19 protein-coding genes are annotated in these 22425 nt (G+C 35.7%); 8 read left to right on the top strand and 11 right to left on the bottom strand.

Annotated features, from left to right (window positions below; all coding sequences use genetic code 11):
• Positions 1 to 86 precede the first annotated feature (86 nt).
• The 4 genes from ACNQGX_RS17615 to ACNQGX_RS17600 all read right to left on the bottom strand — a co-directional run bounded on the left by ACNQGX_RS17615 (position 87) and on the right by ACNQGX_RS17600 (position 4694).
• Positions 87 to 731: a hypothetical protein gene (locus ACNQGX_RS17615; protein ID WP_417978489.1), complete on the bottom strand. Its 645-nt coding sequence runs from the start codon at positions 729 to 731 to the stop codon at positions 87 to 89.
• A 1092-nt stretch (positions 732 to 1823) separates the two neighbouring features.
• Positions 1824 to 2774, bottom strand: a complete 951-nt coding sequence (locus ACNQGX_RS17610; protein ID WP_417978487.1) for a hypothetical protein — start codon at positions 2772 to 2774, stop codon at positions 1824 to 1826.
• A 191-nt stretch (positions 2775 to 2965) separates the two neighbouring features.
• Positions 2966 to 3949 (bottom strand): hypothetical protein, encoded by a 984-nt coding sequence (locus tag ACNQGX_RS17605; RefSeq protein ID WP_417978485.1) that lies wholly within the window; start codon positions 3947 to 3949, stop codon positions 2966 to 2968.
• A gap of 517 nt (positions 3950 to 4466) precedes the next feature.
• Positions 4467 to 4694 carry a helix-turn-helix domain-containing protein gene (locus tag ACNQGX_RS17600; RefSeq protein ID WP_417978483.1) on the bottom strand — a complete coding sequence of 76 codons (228 nt, stop codon included), beginning with the start codon at positions 4692 to 4694 and terminating at the stop codon, positions 4467 to 4469.
• 1108 nt (positions 4695 to 5802) lie between these two features.
• Here ACNQGX_RS17600 and ACNQGX_RS17595 point away from each other — a divergent pair.
• The 3 genes from ACNQGX_RS17595 to ACNQGX_RS17585 are packed head-to-tail and all read left to right on the top strand — an operon-like array spanning position 5803 to position 12924.
• The gene (locus ACNQGX_RS17595) at positions 5803 to 8868 is read left to right on the top strand and encodes a SusC/RagA family TonB-linked outer membrane protein (RefSeq protein WP_417978481.1); all 3066 of its coding nucleotides are present in this window, start codon (positions 5803 to 5805) and stop codon (positions 8866 to 8868) included.
• Positions 8843 to 10309 carry a RagB/SusD family nutrient uptake outer membrane protein gene (locus tag ACNQGX_RS17590; RefSeq protein WP_417978479.1) on the top strand — a complete coding sequence of 489 codons (1467 nt, stop codon included), beginning with the start codon at positions 8843 to 8845 and terminating at the stop codon, positions 10307 to 10309. Before ACNQGX_RS17595 ends, ACNQGX_RS17590 begins: the two co-directional genes overlap by 26 nt.
• Positions 10309 to 12924, top strand: a complete 2616-nt coding sequence (locus ACNQGX_RS17585) for a S9 family peptidase (RefSeq protein WP_417978478.1) — start codon at positions 10309 to 10311, stop codon at positions 12922 to 12924. The genes ACNQGX_RS17590 and ACNQGX_RS17585 overlap by 1 nt, the downstream gene beginning before the upstream one ends.
• Before the next feature lie 55 nt (positions 12925 to 12979).
• Here the strand turns inward: ACNQGX_RS17585 and ACNQGX_RS17580 are convergent, their stop codons facing one another.
• From ACNQGX_RS17580 to ACNQGX_RS17560, 5 genes are all read right to left on the bottom strand, one after another.
• Positions 12980 to 13258, bottom strand: a complete 279-nt coding sequence (locus ACNQGX_RS17580) for a DUF6520 family protein (protein ID WP_417978476.1) — start codon at positions 13256 to 13258, stop codon at positions 12980 to 12982.
• 83 nt (positions 13259 to 13341) lie between these two features.
• Complete coding sequence (locus ACNQGX_RS17575; RefSeq protein WP_417978473.1) at positions 13342 to 13716, bottom strand: hypothetical protein; 375 nt, start codon at positions 13714 to 13716, stop codon at positions 13342 to 13344.
• Positions 13717 to 13830: 114 nt separating this feature from the next.
• Positions 13831 to 14856 (bottom strand): MauE/DoxX family redox-associated membrane protein, encoded by a 1026-nt coding sequence (locus tag ACNQGX_RS17570; RefSeq protein WP_417978471.1) that lies wholly within the window; start codon positions 14854 to 14856, stop codon positions 13831 to 13833.
• 106 nt (positions 14857 to 14962) lie between these two features.
• Positions 14963 to 15346, bottom strand: coding sequence for a helix-turn-helix transcriptional regulator (locus tag ACNQGX_RS17565; protein WP_417978469.1), 384 nt, complete (start codon positions 15344 to 15346; stop codon positions 14963 to 14965).
• A 27-nt stretch (positions 15347 to 15373) separates the two neighbouring features.
• Entirely contained in the window at positions 15374 to 15859 is a 486-nt protein-coding gene (locus ACNQGX_RS17560) for a hypothetical protein (RefSeq protein WP_417978467.1), read from the bottom strand.
• Between the two features lie 624 nt (positions 15860 to 16483).
• Here ACNQGX_RS17560 and ACNQGX_RS17555 point away from each other — a divergent pair.
• The 5 genes from ACNQGX_RS17555 (at position 16484) to ACNQGX_RS17535 (ending at position 21114) form a co-directional block, all read left to right on the top strand.
• Positions 16484 to 17023, top strand: coding sequence for a hypothetical protein (locus ACNQGX_RS17555; protein WP_417978465.1), 540 nt, complete (start codon positions 16484 to 16486; stop codon positions 17021 to 17023).
• Between the two features lie 590 nt (positions 17024 to 17613).
• Positions 17614 to 19221, top strand: coding sequence for a T9SS type A sorting domain-containing protein (locus ACNQGX_RS17550; protein ID WP_417978463.1), 1608 nt, complete (start codon positions 17614 to 17616; stop codon positions 19219 to 19221).
• 233 nt (positions 19222 to 19454) lie between these two features.
• Complete coding sequence (locus tag ACNQGX_RS17545; protein WP_417978461.1) at positions 19455 to 19640, top strand: hypothetical protein; 186 nt, start codon at positions 19455 to 19457, stop codon at positions 19638 to 19640.
• A 262-nt stretch (positions 19641 to 19902) separates the two neighbouring features.
• Entirely contained in the window at positions 19903 to 20403 is a 501-nt protein-coding gene (locus tag ACNQGX_RS17540; RefSeq protein WP_417978459.1) for a hypothetical protein, read from the top strand.
• A 282-nt stretch (positions 20404 to 20685) separates the two neighbouring features.
• On the top strand, positions 20686 to 21114 hold the full coding sequence (locus tag ACNQGX_RS17535) for a DUF1801 domain-containing protein (protein ID WP_417978457.1): 429 nt from the start codon (positions 20686 to 20688) through the stop codon (positions 21112 to 21114).
• Between the two features lie 83 nt (positions 21115 to 21197).
• Here ACNQGX_RS17535 and ACNQGX_RS17530 read toward each other — a convergent pair whose 3' ends face one another.
• Complete coding sequence (locus ACNQGX_RS17530; protein WP_417978454.1) at positions 21198 to 21440, bottom strand: hypothetical protein; 243 nt, start codon at positions 21438 to 21440, stop codon at positions 21198 to 21200.
• Between the two features lie 75 nt (positions 21441 to 21515).
• On the bottom strand, positions 21516 to 22425 hold a 910-nt coding region (locus tag ACNQGX_RS17525), incomplete at its 5' end, for a GlxA family transcriptional regulator (RefSeq protein ID WP_417978451.1).

The raw sequence follows: 22425 nt of genomic DNA, 5'->3' as shown, positions 1-22425 counted from the left end.
GGAGATTTACATGGAACTCAACCCATCACTTTGCGAACCGCCGTATACGAGACCCGTACGTACGGTGGTGTGAGAGGCGCACTCCGTCAGTTTCTGGCGGAGCCGTCTACTCGATTACCGGCTGGCTTTTTGTCTTCTATTCCTATGTCCACTAAAAATTGTTTCCCGGTATACTTTTTATATAAACTAATCGTCATTCCATCAAATCCTAAATTCATTTCTTTAATTAAATCTTTTTCAATTATAAGTATAAAATTACTGACAGCTCCAGGCTTTGGGATTTTACCTTGATATTTTTCTATAATATTATAATTACTTCGTGTTTCTAGAGCCATAAATAAGTCAGAATATAAACCTCCAACAGCCATCAATCTGAACTTTAGATTATTATTAGGTAAATATGCGTTTGCTAATATTCTAAGTCTATTGAAACTATCTTTCTGTAAATATCCTTTAGCACTTTCAAAAAACACTTTAACTTCTTCATTCCAATCATATTGAAGACTTTTGCCATTCTTGGGATCAAGATCTTCTTGTAAATCAATTAAAAGCCAAAACATTCTTTTATATATTCTATGAAAATTATAGAGTATAGATACAATTTCTTCTAACTTATTTACTCGAATTTGTTTTTGAGTATTCTTCCACGCTATTGTTGCTGAAATAACTGAGATTAATATTGCAACTATAGACAATGTATATTTAATTACTTCAGTCCAATCAATATTCATATTTTGTATTTAAGATTCTGTTTTTTTTAGCTTGCCGGTAACTTGCAGATAGGTCTGACAAAATCAGACCTATCATTCTATTATGGGGTAGATAGGTCTGACAGCAATCAGACTGTATTTAAAATCAAATATATTGTTTTATTCTTACAAATCATCAGGTGGCCTTTTTATTAGTTGCAGGCGTTAGTAACAAAGAGTATAGTTTGTGATTCGCGAATTGTATACTTAATTTTAAGTTATAAAAGATGTTTTTTCTATGATTTGAAAATCTGTTGTTATCGGATTTCATATAAGAATACTTTTGTATTTTCAGGAGCTGTACGTTTCTCATTCATAGTTATAGAATGTAATTCTGCCTTGGGGAATAATAATCAGACTGTTTTAGAAATAATGATATTAATTGATTTTGATTGTGTGCACGAGCGAGACGCTCGCGCCAGCAGAGGATTTTACTCCAAAAAAAGAGGATACTAAATCCTCTAAATATTCCTCAACTAATTTTACGATAACTCCATAATTGGAACGGTATGTAATCGGTTCCGTCCAATACAGGCTTCATTGTTGGCTTTTCAAGCGTAACGAAGCCTTGTCTGTTATATGAAGCCTTTTTTTATTTAGATTTAAGAATAGTCAAGATTATTTTGATGAATCTCCATAGGTTGTATATTGTTACAGCGAATAATGAAATGTAAAAAGAAAAAAATAAAGTCTGAAATTTAATTGAAAACTCTATTTTTGCAATTCTGTATTGTTCGGTGATTGGAAATTTGTCGTTAGTTAATATTATTATGAATGATAATGCAATTATAATTATGTTTAAAAAAAGCAATAGTTTGCTGAACTTCAAAAAATCATTATAAGTTTCATTGTTTTTAAATCTCTCGAACAGATATAAGCATCCTAAAAATATACCAAAAAAAATAGAACTAACATCTATCAATTTATCATTAACTAATTCTGTTTTATCACTGAATTTAAAATCTAATTGATAAGATATAATTATACATACTATAAAAATGAAATACTGCATAAAAGTATTTACAAATTTGGTGAGTTTTAATCTCTGTATAATGTCTATATTTTTTTTCGAAATCACAGATAGGATTTTAAAGTTGGATACTCTTTAATATAAAGACTTTTAATACAATCCTTTCTCTCTTTTTGTTGAAGGTCTGAATCTAATCTTGGAATTGAAATTTGAAAAATTCCGTAATAGATGTCTCCAAGTAAGTTAATGGGTTTTTTTGCTTTTGTATTATCTACTGTATAACCAACAATTTCAACCAAATCAATGTGTTCTCGAACTTCACTAAAACCTAATAATTTATGAAAGCTATTTATTATTGGTAAAATCTTATCTTTATAAAGTCCTTTTTTCTCATATGCAGATACTTTGTAATTTATTTCTGCAATGTCACTATTTAATTCAGCAGCTTTTGTAATTTCTGGTAAAAAATCTAATTCAACTTTGTCTTCTAGAGACATATTAATTTTTTTTATATCTTCAAGAAGTCCAGCCGGTTGATGAACCTTCATCTTAAAACCTTTAAATTGAGTCATTGCTAAAGCTCTTTCATATTCTTTTTTTCTGTAAATCGTTCCAAAAATAATATCAAAGCTTGTTTCTTCTTTAAGGGTTGTTGAATCTAGATAACAATTTATTATAAATTTTCTAAATGAATTTAAATAAATGCAGTTTTTATTTATTTCAAAAAATATGCAACATAAATCTTTTGAATATAAGAATACACTTCCATATGCTAAACCTTCTGATTCCTTTACATCTAGTTTTGAAATAGCTTTTGTTTTTTTATCAATTTTAGCAGGTAAATCTTTATCTAGAGTAGACCTTAAAAAACCTATTATATATTTGTCATTTTCTTCTATGATAGAATAATGAATAGCTCTGTTACCAAAAGTTTTTTCTTGATTGAGGATTTCGGGATGTTTTAAAATATCCGTAAAAGTCATTTTTAAAGTTTCGTTTTCTAATTGTTTTACTTGAACACTGACAATATCAATTTTGCATTTTTTTGAGCTCATTTATTTTTTCTAATTGGTTAATTTTCTGATTGTTGCGCAAAGGTTTCATATAACGTTCCTAGGCTTTTTGATGTTGTGGATTAAGGAAGCCAAAACTTTCGGTTAAGTGTCTGACTTCAAAAGTACAAAACTAACTTTAAATTAAGCCCAAGAACCACAATAGCGCAAAACCTTTGTAAGCCGCAGCATTTTTATCTAATTCTTTCTAGATTTGTCAAGTACTTTTTACAATATCTTCCAGTCTCATTATCCCTTAACCCGCTGTTTAGAGCATAGCCACCGCCAACTATAATACCTAAAGCACCTAATATTTCTTTAACATATTCAGGTGTGGTTGCAATTGGATTTTGAATCAGCATATATGCAGCAAACGGTATAGAAGCTAATCCAATACCAGTTAAAACAACCTGTCGACTGAACTCAGAATATATGTTATTATAGTTATTTATAAAGTCTTGTTCGCTATAACCTTCACCAATTCTTTCCTGTATATTTTGAAGTTCAGAGTTAAAAATCCTTAAGTATTCTCTATTATTTTGGCGAAATTCGATTAACCTTTCAATTGGTATTTCCGCTAAATTTTGAGGAATAAGTAGATTGATAATTCCTTTGGCAAATCGAGTTCTACGATTTAAATTAGGCGTTGTTGAACGCGTATGATTAGTAAAATTGTCGTATTTGTTATTATCCGTTATTATAGCAGCCGATTGCTCAAACGCTATTTCTTTTGCGAGATATGTCATAAACAGAAAAGCTAATTCTTCGGGAAGAGATATTCCTGTACTAGTGCGACGTCCAATATTATTCCGCTCGCAATATTCTGCCCAACCAAATGAAAATTTCTCTTCGTAAACATTGAAATTCCAATTCTCAGGATTTTGCCACTTTCTAATTAAATTTACATTATTGAACAACAGACTTCTTTCATGTCTATTATCAAATATCTTATCAACCTCTTCAATAGCTTTCAAAGAAGCTCGATATCCAACATCTGGTCCAGGATTATAAGGATTTATTAAATCAGTATTATCCATTATTTTTCTATAATTTTCGCTTACATTGTTACCACGATTATTCGGGATAATAGGTCGGAAATTTTCAAAGTAAAGTAATGAAAATTTAAGCCATGAATCTGTTGGTGGTTCAAATGTTGGATAATAAATAAGTGGTTCCATCAAGGTGAGTTTTTTAATGTTGCTGCTAACTAGTAAATAACACAAAACATATACATCTTTTTTAAAGCGTCAACTCTATTTATGCTTTTATCTTGGCTCGTAAATAGAAGTTTTTTAAGTTGAAATCACAATACCCACATTTAGTGATATTTGACTTAAATTAAAAAACATAATAGAAAGCTTATTCCAGATATAATTATATGTATAAACAAAAAAAAAGACACCTCACAGCATCTTTTTCATTTCTTTCGTCTAGTTCTCCAGCTATCATTATAATGCCTATCCCTCAAATATTCATAAAACTTACCTCTCAGATAAAGACCTAAAAGCCATACCGCCATTAGTCCTATAATTTCGTACCATTTCATATTTTGAATTTTTAATTAAGTTCAAAATAGGTGTTTAAATTTTTATTTGATATGCAATTTAGAAAATTCAATATGCAATTTAGAAGTATTCTTAAAAAACGAAAAAGATGCATCATAGCATCTTTTTTTTTCTTTTAATTTTATTTAGCTTACTCAAAATCTAATAATTCCCTTGGGTGTTTTCCAAGTCCTTTTGCTAAATCTAAAAGTGTAGTAAAAGATAAATTTCTTTTACCGTTTTCAATATCACTTATAGTAGCTTTAATAAGTTTGTCGCTATTTAATGCCACATTATCTTGACTCAAATTTAATTCAGTTCGAAGCTTTTTGATATGTAAACCAAATTTTTTTAGCTTTTCTTCCTTGTGTTTCTCCATTTTTTAGCTTTTAACAAAAGGCGTAATATTTTTTTTAAAAAATGTTATAAGAACTTATAACAAATAACTATTTTTTGTTATATTTGTTTATTATTGAAATTATTATTCGATAATATTTGCTTTGAGCATTTAAATAAATAATTTTGCGATTCTTCATATAAAACATTTGAAGCATTCGCTTAGAATCTCGTTCCAAAAACTGGTAATTTTAGCACGCGAGATGATAAGTAAGATGCTCACGTCCCATGGCGTGGGCTCACTTATTCGTGTGCGGGTATACCAGTACCTTGGAGCGAAATAAGATGAGTTCCATGCCATTTTTTTTGGCCACTATTTTGGCATTACTCAACTTCAATTCTTAGCGCTAAATCTTCATTTACAAGTCTCGTAGGCATTCAATGTCAATGTCAATATCAATGTCAATGACAATGGTAATACCGTATTCAGTTTCAAAAAATCAATTAAAAAAAGTATGCCTATGATTGTATAAACTATTACTCACTATAAAACACCTGCACCGAAAGGTCCTTTGAATAAAACACCTAGTTAATTTAATTTGAATTTGTTAGTAAAAGGTGCAGGTAATTTAGCCGCAACATCAACTCATAACTGATTAACCAATAACTAAAAAAATGCCTATGAAATACTACAAACAAATACAAATAGGAATAATTATACTTTTTATAGCAACAATGTTTATGTGGCTTTATGGATGCCATAGTTTCACCGAAACTGAACTTCTAAGGTCACATTGTGAGGAGCAAAGAGGTGATTTTTATTTTAAATTTTGAATTGCTTCGCCTGTTCGCTATCGCTCGGGTTTAAATTTTGAATTTGGGTAAAAAGAATAAAGAGCATAGAACATAGAATAAAGAAGTGTTATTTATTTTAAATTTTGAATTTTAAATTTGGGTAAAGAAATAAGAATATAAATCCAATTAAAATCATGCCTATGATACAATAATAATAGTGCGGTTGGTTTGCGTCGTATCTCGAAATGAGATTGCTTCGTGCCTCGCAATGACAAAAAGGCCCTCCAACCGTCTGGACAACTGCATAGAGGACCAATGCTAACAAAACTAACGTTTCATTTAACTATACCAATATTATGAATAAATTTTCATTTTACAAGGGTAAATGGTGGATTCCTTTACTTTTAGGGATTTACTGCTTCCTTTATAATACTAAGTCATTAGCCCGAGAAAAGAGCGGCATACCTGACAGCCACTGGCTGTCCTCCTCTCCATATCACATGCTCGGGATGACACAATCTATTGTAATTACCGGAACTGTAAGTGACAGTCAGGGTGTGATGCCCGGTGTTACTGTATCCTTAAAGGGAAAATCGACTACTACCGTTACCAATTATGACGGTACCTATAGTTTGACTGCTAGTACTACGGACACTCTTGTTTTTTCTTTCATGGGGTATAAAACCGTGACTGTTCCGATAGCAGGACGTACTACCGTTAATGTACATCTACAAGAGGATGCCACCCAACTGCAGGAAGTAAAAATTAATGCGGGTTATTATACCGTAAAAGAAAGCGAACGTACGGGGAGTATTGCGAAAATAACGTCAAAGGATATTGAAAACCAACCTGTAACGAATGTGCTTGCTGCGATGCAGGGGAGGATGGCGGGGGTGAATATTACGCAAACTACCGGAACTCCCGGGGGAGGATTCTCGGTACAAATCAGAGGATTGAACAGTGTTCGTGCTGCTGGTAATAATCCGCTTTACATTATAGACGGTATACCTTATGCCACTGATGCTATAGGCAGTGGGCAAAATGCTACCGGTTTCCCAAGCAGGCTTAGTCCGTTGAATAGTATCAATCCAGACCAAATAGACAGTATTGAAGTATTAAAAGATGCGGATGCTACTGCGATTTATGGTTCAAGGGGAGCGAACGGCGTTGTACTTATTACCACCAAAAAAGGCAAGCAAGGCAAAACGAAATTTACTACCAACCTATCTACAGGTGCCGGAACCGTTACCCGTTTTATAGACCTTGTCAATACCGAACAATACATTGCCATGCGTAAGGAAGCATTCGTTAATGACGGGATTACCCAATATCCAGAAGCGGCCTACGATATCAATGGGACATGGGACCAAAAGCGTTATACCAACTGGCAGAAAGCATTGCTTGGTGGAACATCGCTGATTAGTGAACTCCGATCTTCCGTTTCTGGTGGAAGTGCCCAAACACAATTTTTGATGAGTGGCAATTTTAATAAACAAACCACCATCTATCCCGGGGACTTCGTCTACAAGAAAGCCAATGTCCATTTAAATATTAACCACGAATCAGAGGATAAAAAATTCCGAACTAGTTTTAGTGCAGGTTATACTTTGCAGGATAACCACCAATCGCGGATTGACCTGAACACAACTGCCTTGCAACTTGCTCCCAATGCTCCAGCACTTTATGGCGAAAACGGCCAGTTGAATTGGGAAAACAGCACCTTCAATAATCCGCTTGCTAATTTTATAGGAGGTTACAACGCCAAGACTCATGACCTTTTAGCAAGTTCGCTATTGTCTTACAGGATTAGCGATGCTTTTGAAATCAGATCTAATTTTGGATATTCGACTATTTACAACGACGAGGTGAACGGTCTGCCTTCAACCATGTTTGATCCTGCATCAGAACCGGGACCGGAATTTTCGACTTTGATAGTGGGACGTAACACGAGGAAAACATGGATTGCAGAACCACAGATCAACTGGAAAAGACAGTTCAAAAACATTACTGTAGATGTGCTGGCAGGAAGCACATTCCAGTCCCAAACCAGTACACAGCTGGTACAAGTTGGACAAGGGTTTTCGAGCAACAGCCTGCTATACAACATTGCATCGGCAACCACAGTTACCATTCCTGCAAATGATGAAACGCAATACAAATACCAAGCATTATTTGGCAGGCTCAACCTGAACTGGAAGGAAAGGTATATTGTGAATCTTACCGGCAGGCGAGACGGATCAAGCCGTTTTGGTCCTGGAAAGCAATATGCCAACTTTGGTGCTGCTGGTGTGGCATGGCTTTTTTCGAAAGAACGTTTTGCAGAGTTGTTTCCAGCACTCAGCTTTGGGAAAATCAGGGCCAGTTATGGTGTAACTGGAAATGACCAAATAGGCGATTATCAATTTCTTGACACTTATGGCTCTACCGGAGTTAACTATGGAGGAACAATAGGACTACAGCCCACACGTCTTTATAACCCCGCCTTTGGGTGGGAGACCAATAAAAAGTTTGAGGTTGCGCTTGAAGTTGGTTTTTTTAAAGATCGGGTATTTTTAACGGCAGGATGGTACAATAACCGTTCTTCGAATCAACTGACCGGAATGCCATTGCCGGGAACCACTGGATTTACCGTATTGCAGTCAAACCTTGATGCACAGGTAGAAAATAAAGGGGCAGAGTTTACCTTGCGTACGGTTAACCTTGAGAATAGCCTACTTTCTTGGACTACAAATTTGAATCTGACGTTTGAAAGGAATACTTTATTGGAGTATCCAGATCTGGATACTTCTACATTCCGAAACACCTACGTAATTGGGGAACCACTTAACATCAAGAAAGTGTATCATTTTACGGGAGTTGATCCGCAAACTGGCATCTATACTTTTGAGGACAAGAACGGTGACGGTCTTTATACTACAAAAGACGACAAAACCGAAGTTCGGGACTTTAATCCTGAATTTTATGGCGGATTACAAAATACTGTAAAGTATAAGCACTGGCAGCTTGATTTTCTTTTCCAGTTTGTAAAACAGTTGAACTACAATGGTGATGCGGCGTATACCTTGCCGGGGAGTATGTTTAACCAGCCCGTCAGCGCATTAGACCACTGGCAACAACCGGGCGACATCGCCTCGCACCAAATTTATACTGATGGAAGCAATGCGGCTGCTGTAGCAGCTTATGACCGATATCTAGCTAGTGATGCTGTGATTTCGGATGCCTCTTATGTCAGACTTAAGAACATTTCGATTTCGTATGACCTGCCGGAAAAGACCCTAAAGAATATGCGATGCAGGATTTTTATGGAAGGACAGAATGTGCTGACTTTTACAAAATACCAAGGGGCTGACCCTGAATTTAAGTCGGTTGGTTATTTACCGCCACTTCGAATTCTTAGTGCCGGACTACAATTTACATTTTAATACTATGACTATGAAATACAATACCAGAAGTACTATACCTATGCGGTGTACTAAAAGCGCCTTACGCCATCGTTTTTATTCGGCTATTTACATGATAACCCTAGCACTATTTTTTCAGGCTTGTGATGAGTTTGTTGCGGTTGATGTACCCAAGAATCAACTTATTGCCAGTGGTGTTTTTGAGGAAAAGGCAACCGCCAATGCTGCCATGACCGATATCTATGCGAAAATCAGGGATTTTGGTCTGCTTACCGGAACACAGGCAGGATTAACGCATACCTTAGGTCTTTATGCCGATGAACTGGTGTTTTATGGTACTACACAAAACGGGAATACAGCATTTTATACTAATACATTAGTCGCCTCTAGTGTTGAAATCAGGAACATCTGGAATTTGAGTTATAACCAAATTTACGCTGCCAATTCAGTTATTGCAGGCGTTGACGGAGCGGTCAAACTGCCACAATCTGACAAAGACGTATTAAAAGGAGAAGCTTTGTTTGTTCGCGCCATGCTACATTTTTATCTCACGAACATTTACGGTGGTATTCCCTATATTACCACTACAGACTACGAGCAAAACAGAAAGGTATCAAGAAACACTGTGAGCGCCGTTTATGATTTGGCGAAAGCTGATCTGAATGCAGCAATAGCTTTATTACCGAACACCTATAATGGAGCAGGTCGCACTCGGCCCAATAAATTTGCAGCGTATGCCTTGCTTGCAAGAGTTTGTCTTTACGCCGGTGCGTGGGACGAATCTTCAAATGCTGCCTCGGCGGTACTCAACAATACGGTACTCTATCCCTTTGAGACCGATCTTAATACCATTTTCCTAAAGGAAAGCACTAGCACAATTTGGCAGTTAAGCCCAAAATCACCGACAGGCAACACTAATGAAGCCGCCACGTTTATCTTTACCAGTACACCTCCAGCATTGTCTGCCATGAACGAAGATTTGGTTTTGGCTTTTGAGGTTGGAGACCAACGAGCTGTCAAATGGGTGAAGACCATAATCAATGGGGGATCAAGATGGTATCATCCGTTCAAGTATAAAAAGAAAACAAATACGGGAACTGTTGAAAACAGCATCATTTTTAGGCTTGGTGAATTGTATCTTATTCGTGCCGAAGCAAGGGCACGAGCCGGAGAACTCATAGGAGCAAAGGGGGATTTAAATGTTATCCGCACTACTGCAGGTCTTGGAAATACGACAGCGCTTACACAGGAAGAGCTTTTAACAGCCATTTTACAGGAGCGAAGAGTTGAACTGTTTACCGAATTCGGGCATCGTTTTTTTGATCTTAAGCGTTTTAACCGAATCAATCCCGTGTTGTCTGCCAGTAAAAGCGGTTGGGATGCCAACGATGTTTTGTTTCCCATTCCAGAGACGGAAATTGACCTTAATGGTACTCTTGCACCTCAAAATCCTGGTTACTAATGAAGACAATACTCCAACATAATTTTTTCATTTGCTTTCGTTTATTTTGGTTTTTTGCAACCGTTCCGAGTTTCGGACAGGTCTCAAAAAGCCACCCACTGACTGTCGCAGATTATCCTTTGTGGCATACACTGCGACAACATGAACTTTCAGACAATGGAAATTGGCTGAGTTATAAACTGGACTATGACGGTTTGCCCGATACTCTTTTTGTGAAGCATACTAAAAGTGCCAAGAGATACTCTTTTCCTAAAGGGTATAGCGATAGCTTTATAGGAAATAATGCATTTGCCTGTCTGGATAACAGCAAAACATTTCATCTTTTAAACCTTATCAATGGTGGCATACTTACAAAAAGCAATATCACAGCATTTGAGTATGTTAGTGATAATATGCTATTGTTCAGTGATTCAGGAGAAACTAATGGGACTTTGACAATAAATGATTTTGATCTTAAAGTACTTCAGACTTACAATGACGTTCATAGTTATGCCATAAGCCACGATCGAAAATCTGTTGCATTCACTACTGGTTCCGGCACTAAAAATGCTGTCAATATCATTAATTTGGATACTGGAACGGAAAGAAAGTTAGTGGTCGAAAGCAGTACGCATTCCTTTACTAGTTTAACGTGGAGCGGGAATAAAAATTCGTTTGCTTTTATCAGTAATCCCACAGGCGCTTTACATTTGGCCGATGCCAAAATTTATCATTACAGTGAAAAGGAAGCGTTGCAAAGTGTTACTAGGGCAGAGGGAAACTGGACTGAAAATTTTGAAATTGCATCTACGGACCTCTCCGGGATTCATGTATCGGATGACGGTAAACGTGTTTTGTTTATCCTGAAAGAGAAGTTAGAAAGCAGTGAAAAAGTGGCTGCATCAGCAGTGCAGGTGTGGAATGGTGATGATGAAACATTATATCCTTATACTAAAGTGAGCAGGAAGTCTCCACAGCACTTGGGAATATGGTGGCCTGCCGAGCATCGAATGATAGTAACCGGCAGTGCCGAGAAAGATATTGCAATGGTAGGCGGGGCACAAAAGTTTGTGCTTGCAAAATCATTTTCGAAATTACAGCCCTCGATAAAATACTATGCAGACAGCGATTATACGTTTACTGATTTTGAAACAGGACAGGAACACCCCTTTTTGAATCAGCAACCAGGAGAGTCTGATTATTTCTATATGTCACCCGGTAATAGTTTTATTGTTTATTTTAGGCATGGTCACTGGTGGGTGTATGATATTAGGAAAGGAACACATTTGAATCTTACTAAAAATCTACCAACGCAATTCGCTGAAGAGGAGTATGATGAACCAGGTGCACCACCACCGTATGGTATTGGTGGGTTTACCAAGGATGATAGGGCATTGCTGCTTTATGACAAACATGATATTTGGGAAATAAAAAGCGATGGCTCAGGTACAAAAGAACTCACCGATGGATACAACTCTCAAATTGTGTACAGACTGTCTGGTATATACAGTGCCACTACTGCGATAAAATCATGGATGATGCCACAGATTCCTATTGTTGATAGCCGTAGTATACTATTGGAGGGCATCGCTTCTGATTTCAGTAGTTCGGGCTATTATAAATTGAGCAAATCTAAAATTCATAGTATGACCACTGTTTCAAAGCGGTTGAAGCATCTTATAAAAGCGAAGAAGAGCGATTATTACACTTTTACACAGGAAGATTACAACAGTCCCTTAGAAATAGTTGGAATGGATGGAAGAGGGAAAACAAAAAACATTTTCAAGAGCAATGGGCAGCATGATCACTACCAGTGGGGAAAATCTGAACTGATATCGTATCAAAATGAGAAGGGCAAAGCACTTAAAGGGATCTTGTTTTATCCGTTTGACTTTGATCCTGCTAAAAAGTATCCCATGGTGGTGCAGATCTATCAAAAGCAAAGTCAACTGTTGCATACTTATACCAACCCCGGACTTCATAACGGAAGTGGATTTAATAAAACAAACCTGACTAGCAACGGTTATTTTGTACTCTATCCCGATATTGTATATGAAATAGGGAATCCCGGTTTTTCAGCACTAGATTGCGTGACAGCCGCAACAAAAGCCGCGATTGCAACTGGATTTATTGATCAAGAAAATATTGGGTTGACAGGGCATTCTTTTGGAGGCTATGAAACCAACTTTATTATCACGCAGACCAATATGTTTAAAACGGCAATAGCAGGAGCAGGCATCTCTGATTTTGTAAGTGGTTATCTTTCTTATGGGGTAAGTTATAAAAGGCATGATGCTTGGCGGTTTGAAAATGACCAATTTCGAATGAAAAAATCGCTATTTGAAGATTGGGAAGGGTATAGGAATAACTCCCCTATAACATTTGCAGAAGAAGTAAAGACCCCTTTGCTTTCATGGGCTGGCGAAATAGACGCACAAGTAAATAAAGACCAGACTATGGCGTTTTATTTTGCTTTACGAAAACTGAATAAGTCGCATGTAATGCTGTTATATCCCGGAGAGGGACATGTACTAATGGATAGGAAGAATCAAGAGGATCTTTCCAATAAATTAGTTGAGTGGTTTGAGTATTATCTGAAAGGAAATGGAAGAAAGCCTGATTGGCTGAACCCTTAACAATTCCCCTTAAATTAGAAATGCAGTTCCTGATGGAACTGCATTTCATTTTGAACTATTCTTCAATGCGATACAGTTCCACCGGACAGTTTGTGTCCAAAGGATTTACTTTACCCCATAGGCGCGTACCACCATTCGTACAGATCGTTCCCGTGTCATCAGTGTCACACATTGTGCTTGTCTGACATTTGTTTTGCGAGGAAATGAATTTGTACCCTGTTACGTGTGAAAGGGCTTCTGTGCTGCTCATTGAAGTTGTAGTAAATGCACCACCAACTCCCAGAACCATTACTGCCAAAGGCATCATCATTTTTTTTAAAAAAATTGTTCTCATAATAAAAATATTTAATAGTTATGATTTACTCTTTTACAGGTTTTCAATCTTACCCCTGAACACTGGCCAGTATATATTGTTGTTTAATTTTTAGGAATGAGGTCATCCAGAAATTCATAGCATACCAAATGATTATTAATTAATGCATATAAATGATTGTCCACGACAATGAAACTTCTCATTTTTTTGTTTTTGATATGATAAACGTAAAAACTAGATTGGTAGCTTTTCTTTGTCAGGTCATATATATCAATTATACTTGCGTTTTTCCAAACACTTTCAGCATCATATTGCCCGGGTAGAAGCGAGTTGACATACAGGTAATTGCCACTGACGGTACTACTTTTATTTACAACAAGTGCAGGTTTTACTAATTTAGTGACCTTGCTTTTCCCGACTTCGGCAATTTCTAATTGAGCTCTTGAAATGGTATCTATGGTATTGCCACGATATTGCAATACCAGATTTCTGTCTGCAACACTATATTGATTCCGATATCGATAAACATATACTATTTTATTCAGATTGGTATTAAAATGGAGGCTGCCATCGGTATCAAAAACACCATCGATTTATTTCTGCAGAATATCGGGTGCGTATCTAACTGTCAAACTATCTGATGAGTTAAGAATTCCAGGCAGGTTTTCTCCTGATTGAGGCGACTTGTACCGAACCGCTAGATTTATAGAATCTATCGGTTCTGCCTGTGAGAAACGAGCACCGGAATTAATCTTTAGTGTCGCGATCCAATTAGAAATACTTCCTTTAAATATATAAGGAACTGCTCCCTCAAACACAAAGAAGTTCTGATTGAAAACACGAATTTTCGGAACCCGAAAAGGCAGGTCAGTTTGGGTTAAAATGATTTTGTGAGAGGTTGTAGTTTTGGTTTTTAAGTCAAATATTGTAATTAGAAGTGGGGCAGTACGATTACCCAAATATATTTTTCCATTATCCGTTCCGGCAAAATAGTAGGAGTTGTATAAAAGATCTATTTTATATCTTTCCTGTGCGGCATGTTGCGGAAAGCGACGGGTAAAATTATTGTGATATTGGATGATGTTTTCTGACAACAGGAATAGTAGCACTACTACAGTACTTCCTACAGCAGCAGTTATTATCAAGACCCAAATTTTTCTTTTAGTGTTCATTGTCGGACTGATCCCTCTGTTTTTGTAGTTTATGGGTCCGTAAATAACCGCTACAGCCAATAGTGCGACGAATATTAAATTAAAAGCCAGATGTTGGTTCCATGTCATTTTTTCAAGGATGCCACCGCAGGAGCATGGAATGTAGGCACTGAAATTTAAAATTATGTAGATATAAGCTGTAAACATCATCATTAATGCAAAAGCAGACAGCAGTCCAAAAAATCTAAATTTATGACTGAATAGTACAATTGCAATTAGGATTTCAATCACAGGTACCAGAATTGCAACCCAAGCTGCGAATGCACTTAGCAATGGCGACTGTCCAAGTTGGATTCGGAAGTTCTCAAAATCGATTAGTTTGCTGCTTGCAGCGTAAATGAAAAGAAGCGCTGTAAGGAAGCTAATAATGAGAACGAAATTGCTTTTAAAGTTTTGGATTTTACTCATTTTAGTAGTTTTGATATTGTAAAGTTGCAAATGTTATTTTGGTTGACTTATGCAAATCAGGCTTTTCGTTATACTAAAAAGAAAGTTCCATAAAACAGGGTTCTCTTTACTCAGATGGACGGCTTAGGTCACTAGGGGCGTAACCGTAATGCTTTTTGAACGCCTTGTAAAAGTTGAGGTAGGTGCTAAAACCACACATAAAGGCAATTTCCTTCAAAGGGATTGTTATCTGCTGAATGAGTAGATGGGATTTTTTAAGGCGCTCCAAATGATAAAAATTGTATACGCTAGTATTGAAATACTTACGGAAACCTATCTTTAGCTTGTGCTCTTCAGAGGCAAACATGGCAGCCAATTTTTTTAGGGTAGGAAGGGGCTCTTCCAAGTGATTTAAGATGTAATCATAAATACTTTGCATTACCACAGCTTCGGATTGTTTTTCTGGATTTGTTTTTATTACATGCTTTGCGTCTGACAACAATTCTTGCAAGATGGTAGTAATTGAGTTTACTATTATTTAGTCACAGTAGCGCAGTCGTGAAATAGTGCAAAAAGTTGGAATTAATTTATTATTTCCCGTTATAAAAATAAGGGGAACGGTGCTATGGTAATTATCATCTAGTGAAGCTTCCATCTTTTTTTGATTCCAAATACTGAAGGACTGTGGCGCAATAAATTTTCCAAAGTCTACCTGAAAGAATTCTTCAGGTTCATAGTATAGTGCTTCGGGCACGTGTGCATTAAAATTGCTGATAATAAATTTATCGTCTAAGATAAATGTTGTTTGCACCAAGTTTTGATAGCTGTAATGCGGATTAACATAACCTGATCTTAATATAATATTATGCATTTGTCCGGCAAGATTGTTAAGCATTTCAGACAGTTTGCCGACTTCGTCGTTTTGATCCGTTTTGATAATTCTGAAAGAGAGGTTGCCGGTTGCCATTTCAAAAAGCATTTGGTAAATCGCCTTAATCCGTTGTTGTGTTTTTTGATTTTCCATTAGATTATATAGTGAGGAATTGATTGCGGAATATCAAGACAAGTGCTTGAAAAGACAGACAAAACTATATAATGTAATTTTTATTTGCTAAAAGTATAGTGTTCAATTCGGGAATTGAATAGGGGTTTTTTAGTGAATAGTGAGTGGTGTCCTTCGACAAGCTCAGGATGACAGTGTATCGTTTTTTAATTTCATGGTAAAAGGGTAATTCTTGATGCGTTCTATATTTGAGTTATGGAAAGGTATTAGATAATAAGGGTCGTGGGTTTTAGGTTATGGGTCTTTACCTGAGAGGGAAGATTTATGACCATTTGAAGAATAGGCATTATAATCATAGTTGGAAGAGCAGGAGGAAGGAGTGAAAAGATGCTGAGAGGTGTCTTTTATTTTTTGATAATATATAAGTCCTATTGAGCTTCCTTACTTTTTATCTTTAGCTTTTGACCCTCCAAAAGGATACAACAAATAAAAAGTCCGTTTGATGATTTGTAATAAAAAAACTATATATTAGCTAAGTAATAAAAAACCATTTTATGGCACAAAGCCACTCTGATTTAGGTGGATTACAGCCATTTTATCGCTGGTATAAATAAGTTGTCAACAAGCTGAAAGAAAACACAAAGAATGAAATTCGACAGAAAAGATAAAATAGAAATATTTGAAAATGCAATTAGTTGGATTGTAGTATTTGCAATGTTTATTTATGGTGGAGCAAAAATTTTTCAATTTCATGGAGCTTCTGAAATTGACAAAACTGTTTCAGAAATGACTGGAATGGAATTGATGTGGGCTTTTTATGGTTATTCCAAATCATATGCAATGACTTTAGGACTTTTTGAAATAATTGGAGGAACATTGATTTTGATAAAAAGAACTAGAATTATTGGCTGTTTATTCACATCTACTATACTTGTTAATGTGATTTTACAAGACGTATATTTCGAAGTGCATCTTGGGGCTCTAAAAGCAGCGATTCTATACCTATTGTTAATTCTAATGATTTTATGGTTAAATAAAGATAAAGTTATTCAAAGCATAAAGGCTTTAATGAATTTCAATAAATCTCAACAACCGAAATATAAATTTATAATCAAATTAGTTATTGCTTTTATTTGTTTTGTAATATTGAGAATAACAGAATACTATATAACAGTTAAATGGTAAAGCCAGTTGCTAACAGCTACTACAACGGATTTGGGCAATTGGCTATATGGGAAGTTGGAAGAGTAGGAGGAAGGAGTGAAAAGATGCTGATGAGGTGTCTTTTTTGTTTTACGGTTCCTTGTATCTCAAGTAAACTTTCGATTATGTTTTAATTTAAGTCTAATATCATTAAAAGTGGGTATTGTGGATGCAACTGTAATAGCTTTTATTTACGGGACAAGATGAATTGCATTAAACGTCATTACGTCTAAAAATCTCATGTGGAAAATTATATACCCGGACTCCTATCTTTGAAAAATCTCAAATAGATGATTATCAAAAGGTTGTTTTAGGTTATTAGACAAACTGACGTTAGTGGCTAGTTAAAAAAAACTGAATAAATTAAAGACAGCTGAAAATTGAAACTTCCTAAATTTTAATAAATAAACTGAAAATAAATAACTATAAATGTAAAAAACATACAAAAGTATTAGACAAATAAAAGAACCTAGTTATTTCGTAAGTTTTCTTGTATTTTTATAAAAAAAATTATCTTTGTCGACCTTTTTAAACATTTAATTATCAAATGTTTTTCATAAAAAAATTAAGCTATGATACGTTCAACCCTTATTTTCATATTTATTATTAATGTTTGCTATTCACAAGCACCAATCATTCAATGGGAAAAATCTTATGGCGGAAATCAAGTTGATATCGCAAATGGAATTTGTCAAACTGCAGATGGTGGATATGTTTTTATAGGCTCAACCAATTCTCAAAATGGAGATGTCGTAGGCAATCCTTATCCTTTTTCCGAATTTTATACCAGAACTTCTTGGATTGTCAAAATATCTTCCACAGGAGCTATTGAATGGCAAAAGATTTATGGTGGATATGCCCACGACGAAACAACTGCTATAAAACAAACTACAGATGGCGGTTTTATTGTATCAGGATTTTCAGCATCTTCGACCGGAGACGTTACCAATTCTGTTGGAGGTCGTGATTTTTGGATTTTAAAACTAAATGCTACAGGAAATTTGCAATGGCAAAAAAGCTTTGGTAGCACGAGTTCAGATAAAGCCTTTGACATCATACAAACTTCTGATGGCGGTTATGCAGCGATAGGATACTTAAGATATCCCTCAAATTATGGCAGCGACCATTGGTATAATGAACTCTCTGTTGTGAAGCTGAGCGATACCGGTACAGTTCAGTGGTCGAAGAGATTTGGTGGCACAAGGTATGATATGGGATACGGAATAATCCAAACGGATGACAATGGATTCATGCTAGTAGGAAGAGCGCAATCTAAAGACGGTGATGTGAAGAGCAATCACGGACTTTTTGATGCTTGGGTAATAAAAACTAATAGTCTGGGTGTTCTCCAATGGCAAAAAACGTATGGCGGAACAGCAGATGATGCAGCAGTCGGCATTGTAAAGGCCAACGATGGCAACTATGTTGTTTTAGGAGAAACAACTTCAAAGGATGGAGATGTCACTTCAAACTACGGCAGTGTAGATTTATGGGTTTTTAAAATAAACCCTGCAGGCGATATTATCTGGCAGAATACTTACGGCGGTCCATCTACACAGTCTGCTGGCATATATCTTGTTAATGACCCTGAACAAGAACAAGGACAAGTACCTACTGGAAAAATATCAAAGACTAGCGATAATGGATTTTTGATTTGTGGTACTACTTTTGGTGATATTCCAGGTCACCATGGCAGTAATAATACCGACGCATATATCGCTAAAATAAACAATGAAGGAGTTTTAGTATGGCAAAGAGCATTCGGTGGTTCGAATAATGATGAAGGGGCAGAAATTATTCAAACTTCTGATAATGGATATATCCTTGCTGCACAAAACTTGGGACATCCTATTACCAAACCAGTAGATTGGTCAAACAATCATGGTTCTTACGACGCATGGATTGTAAAATTTACCCCTGATGAATCTTTATCTATTGATGAACTCAGTACGCAACAAATTATTGCTTATCCAAATCCTGTTAATACAACATTGTTTATAAAAGCAAAAGAAAATATAATATTTGACAAAATTGTTATTACAGATATTACAGGAAAAAAAGTCTTGACACAAACTAATGATATTAATAAAATTAGTGTTGAAACATTGTTATCGGGAGTTTATTTTATTGAAGCTTTTTCGCAAAAACAAATCTTCAGATCAAAATTTATAAAAAATTAACAAAGCAAAAAATGGTCAAGGCAATTTATAAATTTCTAAAACGATGAAAACATTAGGACTTATTGGCGGGATTAGCTGGGTTTCCACAGCTGACTATTACAAATTTATTAATGAAGGAATCAACGAAAGACTGGGTGGCGTAAAATAGAAACAACCAACCTAACATGAAGTATATAATCTCATAATTTTTATTACTGACTTTAATAAGTTACGCTAAAACGCATGTTTTTTTATTGAAAGATAACAATGATTCAAAATTGTATTTAGTGGATTCTGTTAAAGTGGCTTACATGAGTAAGAATTTTTCAAAATCTCCCTTAATAGTGATTGACGGAAAACCATTTAAATGTCACGGAAGTAAAAAAGCAGTTCAGAAAAACCCATCACTTATTGGAAAAAAAGCAATATTTGTTGAATAAAATGGCTTCATTTACGGAATTGAAAATAATAAATACAGCCACTAACAGCTACTACAACGGATTTGGGCAATTGGCTTAATGAAAAATTGGTTTTGTATTTGGGATGATTTGCTTCGCCTGTTCGCTATCGCTCGGGTGGCAAATCCGAAGAATGGGCTTAATTTAGTCCCAAACCCGCTGTAGTAGCGGGACGTTGGGCGACACTTTATGAAAAATCGCAACCAAAACAGAAATCAATAACAAAAAAACAGAAACTAAATCAATGAAAAAACTTGCAATTCTATTTTTATTTACTTTAGTTAGTTGCTCAACAGTAAGTAACTACACTAAAAACACACTTAACACAGATTTTTTTAAAAATAAAACTATAGTATTCACACTAAACAGTAACAGTAAAGAGCAACTGAATTATGAGGGACCAAGGGCTGGATATGCGAGGCCTCCAAATGCAAAAGAGGTATATCGAGAATCTATTGAAGAACTAGCGAAAGAAACAAAACTTAATTTAAAATTTGAAGAAACGGAACGCGAGATATTAAGCTCTGAAATACATATTGATGCAGAAATAACCGGGATGAAATGGATTTTCACACTTTCGTCAGCGACAATGAAAACTGATGTAAATTATGTTTCAAAAAAGGAAAATAAGCTGTTTAAAATAACAGGTAGCTATAGAAATATGTCTGGTGGTTCTGAAAAAAACAATTTAAGAAAATCATTCAAGAACGCAAATTATCTTTTGCTAAAAGAAATTGAAAAATAAACCCAAACAAAAAAGCGATCGCCCAACCGCCGTTTGGCAATATGGCGGGTTTAGGCTTAATTTGAAGGTGGTTTTGTACTTGGAAAATTAGTCATTAACCGAAAATTTAGGATTCCTTAATCCGCCACATCGCCAAGTGGCCAAACGTCAGACTGTCTAAAAACCTAAAACAACCCTCTGAGAATTGCATATTTTAGATTTTTCAAAGATGGGAATCCGAATATGAAATATTAAAATGGAGGTTATTAGACACACTGACGTTAGCCCCCATTTTAATACAAAATGACACAGAAAAAAACTATGGAAGGAAAGAAAAGTGTTCAAGCTTGGATTGACGGAGTAAAACCCGAGCATAGTTCAATCGTAATACGTGTTGACGCACTTATAAGAGAAATTCTTCCAGACATATTGAGCTCCACAAAGTGGCATAAGCCTTCACAACCACTTGGCGTGCCTTTTTACGGACTACCTGATAAAGGTTGGATGTTTGCTATGTGGTCGTTTAAGGACAGTGTTGGCGTTGGTTTTATTGCCGGGACACTTCTGAACCCAGAACCACCAGTGGCAAAAATGGCAGGACCATGGAACAGAGGGACAGAATATAAGGCACGAAGAATCGACATACATGACGAATCTGATTTCGATGAAAAACTGTTTCGTTCGTGGTTGACACAAGCAAAGAATTTACCAGGATGGAGCAAAATAGAATAAAAAAACGGTGGCTGACAGCGAGGGTTTCGTTGCGTGCGTAGCACGAACAATGAACCTGTGTTGAACGGAACCGATTATATGTCCTATTTATGTAAATCGATCTCTTTTTTCATACGTTCGATTTCTGCCTGCTGCCTTTTCATTTTTTCATTATATGCCTTTTGTCTTCTTTCGAAAGTGACTTGATTCACATGAAGTTCTTTGTTTATTCGAGCAAGTTCTTTTTCCAAAGCCAGAGTTTCATTGTGATTATAAATGTAGAGAATCAATAACAATGCAGTAACGATCAAAGCAAAAACATGTTGTAATTGGAGTTGTTTCATCATTTCAATTATTTTTGATAACAAAACGTTAATTGCAAGTTTTCTGCTTATTGTAAAATGATAGGCACAGGTACTTTATTAATTCACAGCCATTTTATTGTACTTATTGCGGTATTCAATTGGATTTAAACCCGTTATTTTTTTGAAAATAGTCCGAAATGCTTTGGTGTCTGTATAACCCACATCGTACATGACTTCATTAATATTTTTGCGACTTGTTTCGAAACTCTTTTTGGCAAATTCAATTTTCACTCTATTTATATATTCCAACACAGAATTATTAGTGGATATTTTAAATCGTCTTTCAAAACTCCTTCTGCCTAATAACACCAGGTCAGCCAACTCATCAATTGTAATTTTCTCCTGAATATTATCTTCAATAAACTCTTGTGCCTGTTTGACTGCGGCATCATTATGATTTTTTTGTCCCTGAAACATAGCAAATGTAGCCTGGCTGTCTCTATCAATATCAATGGCAAAATATTTAGAAGCTAGTATAGCGGTTTGCCTGTCGGTATATTTCTCTACCAGATGCAATAACAGGTTCCAGTAAGAATTTGCACCTCCACTGGAATAAATACGCAGTTCTTCTGTAATTATACTTCCATCTATGACTTCTACTTCAGGAAACATTTCACGGAATTCATTTTGAAAACCCCAATGCGTAGAGCATTTTTTGCCATTCAATAAACCCGTAGAAGCCAGCAGAAATGCGCCGACACACAATGAAGCTACTTCTGCTCCTTTATTATACTGTTCGTTTATCCAAGGCAAAAACTTTTGGTTCTGGGCAATCGCGCTTTTCATATCGCCAAACAAAGCAGGTATTACAATCAAATCAGTCGTCGTAATATCTTTTAAAAGTTGGGAAGTATTAACCGAATATAATCCGTCATTTAGTTTCACTTCTTTCTTTAAACCCACTAACTGCACATCAAACAACGGTTTTTTACCTGATGCAGCCATAAACTGGTTTACTGCCGAAAAC

This window comes from Flavobacterium glycogeni, assembly GCF_048286775.1.
In the GTDB taxonomy this organism is placed as follows: domain Bacteria; phylum Bacteroidota; class Bacteroidia; order Flavobacteriales; family Flavobacteriaceae; genus Flavobacterium.
The sequence above is the reverse complement of the archived record's forward strand: the minus strand, read 5'-3'. Positions and strand labels throughout refer to the sequence as shown.

Bases quoted from the DNA above. Each gene is read 5' to 3' on its own strand.
- ACNQGX_RS17610 (WP_417978487.1), bottom strand. From the start codon at position 2,774: ATGAGCTCAAAAAAATGCAAAATTGATATTGTCAGTGTTCAAGTAAAA.
- ACNQGX_RS17560 (WP_417978467.1), bottom strand. From the start codon at position 15,859: ATGGAAAATCAAAAAACACAACAACGGATTAAGGCGATTTACCAAATG.
- ACNQGX_RS17600 (WP_417978483.1), bottom strand. From the start codon at position 4,694: ATGGAGAAACACAAGGAAGAAAAGCTAAAAAAATTTGGTTTACATATC.
- ACNQGX_RS17540 (WP_417978459.1), top strand. From the start codon at position 19,903: ATGAAAAAACTTGCAATTCTATTTTTATTTACTTTAGTTAGTTGCTCA.
- ACNQGX_RS17555 (WP_417978465.1), top strand. From the start codon at position 16,484: ATGAAATTCGACAGAAAAGATAAAATAGAAATATTTGAAAATGCAATT.
- ACNQGX_RS17605 (WP_417978485.1), bottom strand. From the start codon at position 3,949: ATGGAACCACTTATTTATTATCCAACATTTGAACCACCAACAGATTCA.
- ACNQGX_RS17530 (WP_417978454.1), bottom strand. From the start codon at position 21,440: ATGATGAAACAACTCCAATTACAACATGTTTTTGCTTTGATCGTTACT.
- ACNQGX_RS17570 (WP_417978471.1), bottom strand. From the start codon at position 14,856: ATGAGTAAAATCCAAAACTTTAAAAGCAATTTCGTTCTCATTATTAGC.
- ACNQGX_RS17585 (WP_417978478.1), top strand. From the start codon at position 10,309: ATGAAGACAATACTCCAACATAATTTTTTCATTTGCTTTCGTTTATTT.
- ACNQGX_RS17595 (WP_417978481.1), top strand. From the start codon at position 5,803: ATGAATAAATTTTCATTTTACAAGGGTAAATGGTGGATTCCTTTACTT.
- ACNQGX_RS17615 (WP_417978489.1), bottom strand. From the start codon at position 731: ATGAATATTGATTGGACTGAAGTAATTAAATATACATTGTCTATAGTT.
- ACNQGX_RS17550 (WP_417978463.1), top strand. From the start codon at position 17,614: ATGATACGTTCAACCCTTATTTTCATATTTATTATTAATGTTTGCTAT.
- ACNQGX_RS17580 (WP_417978476.1), bottom strand. From the start codon at position 13,258: ATGAGAACAATTTTTTTAAAAAAAATGATGATGCCTTTGGCAGTAATG.
- ACNQGX_RS17535 (WP_417978457.1), top strand. From the start codon at position 20,686: ATGACACAGAAAAAAACTATGGAAGGAAAGAAAAGTGTTCAAGCTTGG.